This window comes from Bradyrhizobium sp. (assembly GCF_049581145.1).
Taxonomy (GTDB): Bacteria; Pseudomonadota; Alphaproteobacteria; order Rhizobiales; family Xanthobacteraceae; genus Bradyrhizobium.
Genome location: NZ_JBAURI010001311.1, coordinates 1 through 6,925, shown reverse-complemented (window position 1 = coordinate 6,925; position 6,925 = coordinate 1). Strand labels below are relative to the sequence as shown.

Here is a 6,925-nt window from a genome sequence, read left to right as displayed (position 1 = left end):
CTCGACGTCTTCCTGCCCGACATGCTCGGCTGGACGGTGCTGAGCCAGCTCAAGCACAATCCGCTCACGCGGCACATTCCGGTGCAGATCATCACGCTGGACGAGGATCGCCAGCACGCATTGGCGCGCGGCGCGTTCTCCTTTGTCAACAAGCCGACCACCACCGAAGGGGTCAGCGCCGCGCTGGCGCAGATCAAGGAATACGCCAAGCCGCGCCGCAAGCGCCTCCTGATCGTCGAGGACAACGCGGCGGAACAGCTCAGCATCCGCGAATTGCTCGATCACGACGACATCGAGATCGTGGCGACCGACACCGGCGCCGACGCGCTCACGACCCTGCGCGCGAATCCCTGTGACTGCGTGGTGCTGGACCTGCGGCTGCCCGACATGACCGGATTCGAGGTTCTGGACCGCATCCGCAACGACACCGCGCTGTCGAATGTTCCGGTGGTGGTGTTCACGGGCCGGGAACTGTCGGCCGAGGAAGACGCGGAACTTCACACCATGGCGCGCAGCATCGTCGTCAAGGGCGTCGAGTCGCCGGAACGGCTGCTCGACGAAACGTCACTGTTTTTGCACCGAGTCATCACGGAATTGCCGATCGAGAAGCAGCGAATGCTGGAGAAACTCAACAGCTCCGATGAGGATCTGGTCGGCCGGACCGCGCTGTTGGTGGATGACGACGCCCGCAACATCTTCGCGCTGAGCAGCGTCCTGGAACGGCGGGGCATGAAGGTCCTGACCGCAACGACGGGGCACGAGGCCATCGCGCTGGCCGGGTCCAGTCCCGAGATCGCGATCGTTTTGATGGACATCATGATGCCCCAAATGGACGGTTACCAGACCATCGGCGTGATCAGGCAAAACCCGTGTTTTGCCCGCCTCCCGATCATCGCGTTGACGGCGAAGGCGATGAAGGGCGATCGCGAGAAGTGCCTGGAGGCCGGCGCCTCCGACTATCTCGCCAAGCCGGTCAACACCGAGCAACTGCTTCTCGCCATCCGCATGTGGCTGCACCGCTGATGGGTGTCCGATGAACGACCAGCAAACGGTCAATATCCTCCTGGTCGACGACCAGCCGGCAAAGCTGCTGGCCTATGAAGTCATCCTGAAGGAACTCGGCGAGAACCTGATGGTCGCGACCTCGGGGCGCGAGGCGCTCGAGATCCTGCTCAAGAACGAGATCGCCATCATCCTGGTCGATGTCTGCATGCCGGAACTGGACGGCTTCGAGCTCGCGGCGATGATCCGCGAACATCCGCGGTTCCAGAAGACGGCGATGATCTTCATCTCCGCGATCCAGGTCAGCGACATCGATCGGCTGCGCGGCTACGAGATGGGCGCGGTCGACTACGTTCCCGTCCCCGTCGTGCCCGAGGTGCTGCGCGCCAAGATCAAGGTGTTTGCCGAGCTGTACCGCAAGACCCGCCAGCTGGAGCGGCTCAACGCCGAGCTGGAAGACCGCGTCCGCGCGCGGACGGCCGAGCTCGAACGTTCGACCGCCCAGCTGGTCGCGAGCGAACAGCGGCGCAGCATGGCGATCGCGGCCGGCAAGATGGGATCCTGGGACTGGGACCGGGTCAACGGCGACTGGATGTGGGACGAGGGCCAATACCGGATCTTCGGCGTCGATCCCGCAAGCTTCGCGGTGACCTCGGCGAACATCGAGGCGATGCTGTATCCGGAGGATCGCGACGCGTTGCGCGCCTTCACCGGCCATTTCAACAATGGCGCGCGATCCTATGAGGCCGAGTTTCGCATCAACCGGCCCGACGGCGAGCAGCGCTGGTGCATCGCGACCGCCGTGGCGACCACCGACAACGACGATCGCGTCGTCCGCGTCAGCGGCGTCACGGTCGATATCACCGAACGCAAGCAGGCCGAAGAGCGCCAGAGCCTTTTGACCCGCGAAGTCGATCATCGCGCCAAGAACGCGCTGGCGCTGGCGCAATCGATCGTCCGGCTGACCCGGGCGGACAGCGTCAAGACCTATGTCAGCGCCGTGGAAGGCCGCATCAGCGCGCTGGCGCGGGTGCACACCATCCTGTCGCTCTCGAGCTGGCAAGGCGCCGAAATCGGCAAGCTGGTGCAGGAAGAGCTCGCCCCCTATGCGATCGGCCGACAGCTCCAACTGACAGGTCCTGAAGTCCAGTTGCAGCCTGCGACGGCGCAAACGCTGGCGCTGGCGCTGCACGAACTCGTCACCAATTCGGCGAAATACGGCGCGCTGTCGGTGCTGTCCGGGCAGCTGTCGATCGGCTGGACGACGGTGGATGAGCTTCTCGCCTTGACCTGGGAAGAAACCGGCGGGCCCGCGGTGCGCGAGCCCACGACGCGGGGATTTGGCACGCGCAGCCTGATCGCAAGCATCGAGTCCCAGCTCGGCGGCCAGGCGCTGTTCAACTGGCGCGCCGAAGGGCTGGTCTGCCGGCTGGTGGTTCCGATGCCGCGCAAATCATCGCTGCCGGACCTGAACGGCAAGCCGGTCGCGTTGCCGTCCGAGACGTCACTGCAGCGCGCCTGCGGTTAGCCGCAGGCTTCAGGCTATGGTTCTCTGGGAGCTTCCGGTCTCAGCCCCGAACGGAAATGGGCCGCTACTCGCGCGGACCAGAGTCCACGTCGAGCAAATCTGGTCGGCACTACTTCAGAAAATCGACATGGTGGCAAGCCTGGCGGTTTTCTCGGGGCGGGCCTCCTAGATGTGAAGAGACCGACGAGCTATGGGTCGCAAAATGTATACTTCGCGCAGTCAAGCTCAAGAATTAACGGACTCTGAAGTCATCGATGCTGACGAGATATACAGCTTGTACAATTCGCCGTCTTTGAGTGTTGGCTTTGCGGTCACGTGTAGTGTTTGCCCTTCGTTGAGAGCACGGGTGTAGATGTTGTTCGGCTGGTCGAGTGCTGCGTCTGAGATTTTTCCGAGAACGACCTTATCGCGCCCGCGCAACTTCACACGACACGCACCGTTGTTTTTGAACACCCCTACAAGTTCTACGTCGTACTCGACTTCATCGCCAAGCTCCAAACCCTCATGCGAGCGCAGGACTTCGGCAACCGGCTCATCTAATACCATTGGAGCCTCTTTCCCTATGGCCATTGTTCGCACCGTCTTGCCGATAGGATCAGGTAGCTCACGCAACGGATGACGGTTTTCCCGGACAAGATCGGTCACCAAACCTTGAAGCCAAGTCTTATCTCGCATATGCCCTTCGTGCATTGAGTGCGCTAATGAGCTGAATTGCTCGGACTGTTTTTCAATCACGTCGAGGGACTTGCTCACCTCCGATGGTTTCTTGATGACGGAACTTATCATCGCCTTTGTCATCTCAACGACGAACACATTCCCTAATTTCAGAATGAAAGGGCTGAACATTGGCATGCCCGACATCAGGACAGCCACAAGCTCCTGGAGAAGTCCGTTTTCCCGACTTGGACCGACACAGTACCGGACCTGATATTTCCGAGGGTCGTGCGTCACGTGCTCAAAGAGCAGTTCATGGCAGATGCTATTGGCGATCTTGCTCGCTCCGATAATCGACCTGCCAAATTGCTGAGCATCAACTAAATGCTGGTCGGCGACGAGACCTCGATACGCAATCGGAATAGGCTCAAACAAAATTTCGGCCACGAATCCCCCTCTCTGCGAGCAGACGTGGCAGTTTACAACTCCATTAGGTATTCCAACGCTGGTTGGAAGCGTTTTCCACCTTACTTAATGCTGCTTCTGGACGGTACTATTGTGTGGGAAAATCCCGGCGCAATTTGCGAGTCCCTTCAGCTGCCATCGTCTCATATCGTATCCAAATGATCTCCCGCAGCAGATCTACAATTTTTGATTGTATAATTCAACAACGCGTTGTAGGCACGCGCTGCATCTTTTCCTGCGCTGAGACCCGGCTCATGGCCCTCCTTCATATCCCGCTCAATCAAATCGACGAGGCACGTCTTCAGGCCATTATTGCTGGTGGCGCAGCGGAGAGTCGCACCATCGACTACAAGCGCACAAGCTACGGCAATGCCGATACCGACTACGCGGAGTTTTTGGCCGACATATCTTCGTTCGCGAACACTTCGGGAGGTGACTTGGTAATCGGCATGGACGCGGCGGATGGTGTCCCGACTGCTATCACGCCTCTGACCATGCCGATAGACTCGGAGAAACTGCGCCTAGAACAAATCGCTCGAGGTGGCCTTCAACCTCGCATTGCAAATGTCAACTTTCAACCGGTATCGATCCGAGGAGGCGGCAACGTCCTCATAATTCGGGTTCCACGTAGCTACAACCCGCCCCACCGTGTCATCCGCCAAGGACGCAACCGGTTCTGGGCACGTTCAGCGGCTGGTAAGTACGAGCCGGACGTAAATGAACTCCGGTCGCTCTTTAATGCCGGTCCGCAGATAGCAGAACGCATCCGCAATTTTCGCCTCGACCGCATCGCCAAGATCGCCGCTAGGCAAGCCCCGGTTCAGCTAATGGACCGTGGCACCGTTGTCCTTTACATTGTCCCGCTGTCTGCCTTCGATGTGAACTCAACAAACCTCCGACTTGACCAGATCGAGCACGACTACCACACCTTCGTTCCGTTCGGATCACAAAGTGCAAGCGGCAGTCGCATAACTTTTGAAGGCGTCCTGAAGACGTCGAACGCCGACCAGAAAGCCGCGCAGCACCGCGCCTACCTACAGGTATACCGAAACGGGATCGTCGAAACTGTAGACTCGACTGTGGCCTCAGTAACTTCCGGAACGCCCATCATCTCGGGGCTCGACGACAAGCTGGTTTACGAGACTCTACGGAACTTGGAGGATCTTGCCGCCGCTGGCGTCGAGCCCCCGTACGCAATACTCGTCAGCATGCTCGGTGTCATGGGTGCCCAAATCCATCTCGTGCGTGCCTTGCACGATCCTGCATGGTACGATCATCTTAGTCGTGCGCTTGATAGGGACCAGTATCATTTCGACGATGTTCTCTTTGAGACCGTCCCGGCAAGCCAGGCGGCAACTGCCATCGTTATGCGGCCAGCTCTTGACCAGATGGCCAATGCGGGCGGGGCAGCCACATCGCCTATTTTTGATAAGCAGGATCAGTACATTCCAACTCGCTGACTCTGTCGGATTGGGTTCGCTCGGGGCGCGACTTATCGGGCTTCCTCAATATGTCCGGGTTTCGCCCGTGAGGGACATTCCCGGGCTCCGGTGAGACGTGCGTTGTTGGCCGCCCGCGAAATCCTTCTGCACCGCAAAATCCAGGCGCTTTCGAGCCCTGGCAGACATCGAACAAGCCTGCGCCATTTTACTTGGCTGGAAGGCGCCGGCTGGCTGCATCCGCGCACGCTGCCGGTGCTGATCGGCGATCACGGCCGCGACGATGATGATCCCGTTGGCGATTTCCTGGTCGTCGGCATCGATGCGCAGGAAGGTGAATCCCGATGTCACGACCGGGATGATCGGTGTCGTTCAGTTCCGGGTTCCGCCATGCCCTGTCGTCCTACGCCAGGACGCCTCCATCCACCACCATGGCGTGGCCCACCATGAAACTTGCCGCGGGGCTGCAGAGCCACACCACGGCGGCCGCTATCTCCTCCGGCTCGCCGAACCGCCCGATCGGCTCCTGCGCCAGCATCGCCTTGACGATGCCAGGGTCATGGTTCTTCGAGACCTCGATCATCATTGGCGTGTCGATCATTCCCGGGCACACCGCATTGATGCGAATCCCCTGGTCCGCGTAGTCGCGAGCGGCAGCTCGTGTCAGCCCGATGACGCCATGCTTGCTGGCCGAGTAGGCTGATCGTCCTTTCGAGCCTCTCATCCCGCCGATCGACGAGCAATTGACGATGGCGCCGCTACCTTGCGCAATCATCTGACGGAGCTCTGCCTTCATGCAATTCCATACGCCTCTCAGGTTAACGTCGATGATGCGATCGAACACGTCGTCGCCCGTTTCCAGCATGGGCGCGGCGTCGCAGTTGACGCCGGCATTGTTGAAGGCCGCGTCCAACCGGCCGTAAAGGCTGATGGCCTGCTCCACTATCGCGGTCACTTCGGCTGAATTCGTCACGTCGCCGGTGACACCGAGGACGTCGTGTCCCACCCCACTCAGTTGCTCAGCCGCCTTTTTGATCTTCGCTTCGTCGTGATCGACGAGGACCACCGATGCGCCGGCCTCGGCAAAGGCCCTGGCCGTCGCGAGACCGATCCCGCCGCCGGCTCCAGTCACGAGAGCGACCTTGGCTTCAAAGCTCTTGTTCATCTGTATTCCCCATCGCGTTGGATTCGTCAAAGCCCGGTCCGCTCACCCAATTGCCGATCGCTTCTCAGCGCATGATGAATCCGCCATCCACCGAAATGGACTGGCCCGTCACGTAGCCGGCTGCATCGCTGCAAAGCCAAAGGACCGCATGCGCAATCTCCTCGGGGCGTCCCACCCGTCCCATGGGCACACTCTTCTCCATTGCCCTGAGAGCTTCACCCTGACCGGCAGCGACCATCTGGTCTGCCATCGGCGTCCATATCAGTCCAGGGCAGACGGCATTGATACGAATGCCGCGTGCCGCATATTCCAGAGCCGCGCTCTTGGTGAAACCGAGAACTCCGTGCTTGGCAGCGTGATAGATCCCGCGTTCAGCGCCTCCGACAAGGCCGCCCAGAGACGAGCAATTGACGATCGCGCCGCTGCCTTGCCTGCGCATCTGCCGCAATTCGAACTTCATGCAGCTCCATTCGCCACGGAGATTGACACCCATGACGCGGTCGTAGTCCTCACGTGTGGTGTCGGCCGTCTCTGCAAGGACATTCTGGACGCCGGCGTTGTTATAGGCGGCGTCCAGCTGACCGAAACATGCAACCGTCTGCTTGACCATGGCTTCGACCTGCGCGTCGTCGGCGACGTCGCAATGGATGGCAATGGCTTTGTGGCCTTGCG

General features: G+C 60.1%; 6 protein-coding genes and 1 pseudogene. 3 read left to right on the top strand and 4 right to left on the bottom strand.

Annotated elements, in window-relative coordinates:
• On the top strand, positions 1-1,023 hold a 1,023-nt coding region (locus tag WCB02_RS41855), incomplete at its 5' end, for a response regulator (RefSeq protein WP_423968866.1).
• A 10-nt stretch (positions 1,024-1,033) separates the two neighbouring features.
• Entirely contained in the window at positions 1,034-2,530 is a 1,497-nt protein-coding gene (locus tag WCB02_RS41850; RefSeq protein WP_423968863.1) for an HWE histidine kinase domain-containing protein, read from the top strand.
• Positions 2,531-2,755: 225 nt separating this feature from the next.
• Here the strand turns inward: WCB02_RS41850 and WCB02_RS41845 are convergent, their stop codons facing one another.
• Positions 2,756-3,631, bottom strand: a complete 876-nt coding sequence (locus WCB02_RS41845) for a hypothetical protein (RefSeq protein WP_423968861.1) — start codon at positions 3,629-3,631, stop codon at positions 2,756-2,758.
• Between the two features lie 272 nt (positions 3,632-3,903).
• On the opposite strand from WCB02_RS41845, the gene WCB02_RS41840 reads away from it, so the two are divergent.
• On the top strand, positions 3,904-5,109 hold the full coding sequence (locus WCB02_RS41840) for a helix-turn-helix domain-containing protein (RefSeq protein WP_423968859.1): 1,206 nt from the start codon (positions 3,904-3,906) through the stop codon (positions 5,107-5,109).
• Between the two features lie 219 nt (positions 5,110-5,328).
• On the opposite strand, the pseudogene WCB02_RS41835 reads toward WCB02_RS41840, so the two are convergent.
• The 3 genes and pseudogenes from WCB02_RS41835 to WCB02_RS41825 all read right to left on the bottom strand — a co-directional run.
• A pseudogene (locus tag WCB02_RS41835) lies at positions 5,329-5,457 on the bottom strand (ABC transporter permease); the annotation flags it as partial.
• Positions 5,458-5,491: 34 nt separating this feature from the next.
• The gene (locus tag WCB02_RS41830; protein WP_423968857.1) at positions 5,492-6,253 is read right to left on the bottom strand and encodes an SDR family NAD(P)-dependent oxidoreductase; all 762 of its coding nucleotides are present in this window, start codon (positions 6,251-6,253) and stop codon (positions 5,492-5,494) included.
• Positions 6,254-6,317: 64 nt separating this feature from the next.
• The coding region (locus WCB02_RS41825; protein WP_423968855.1) for an SDR family oxidoreductase at positions 6,318-6,925 on the bottom strand (608 nt) is incomplete at its 5' end.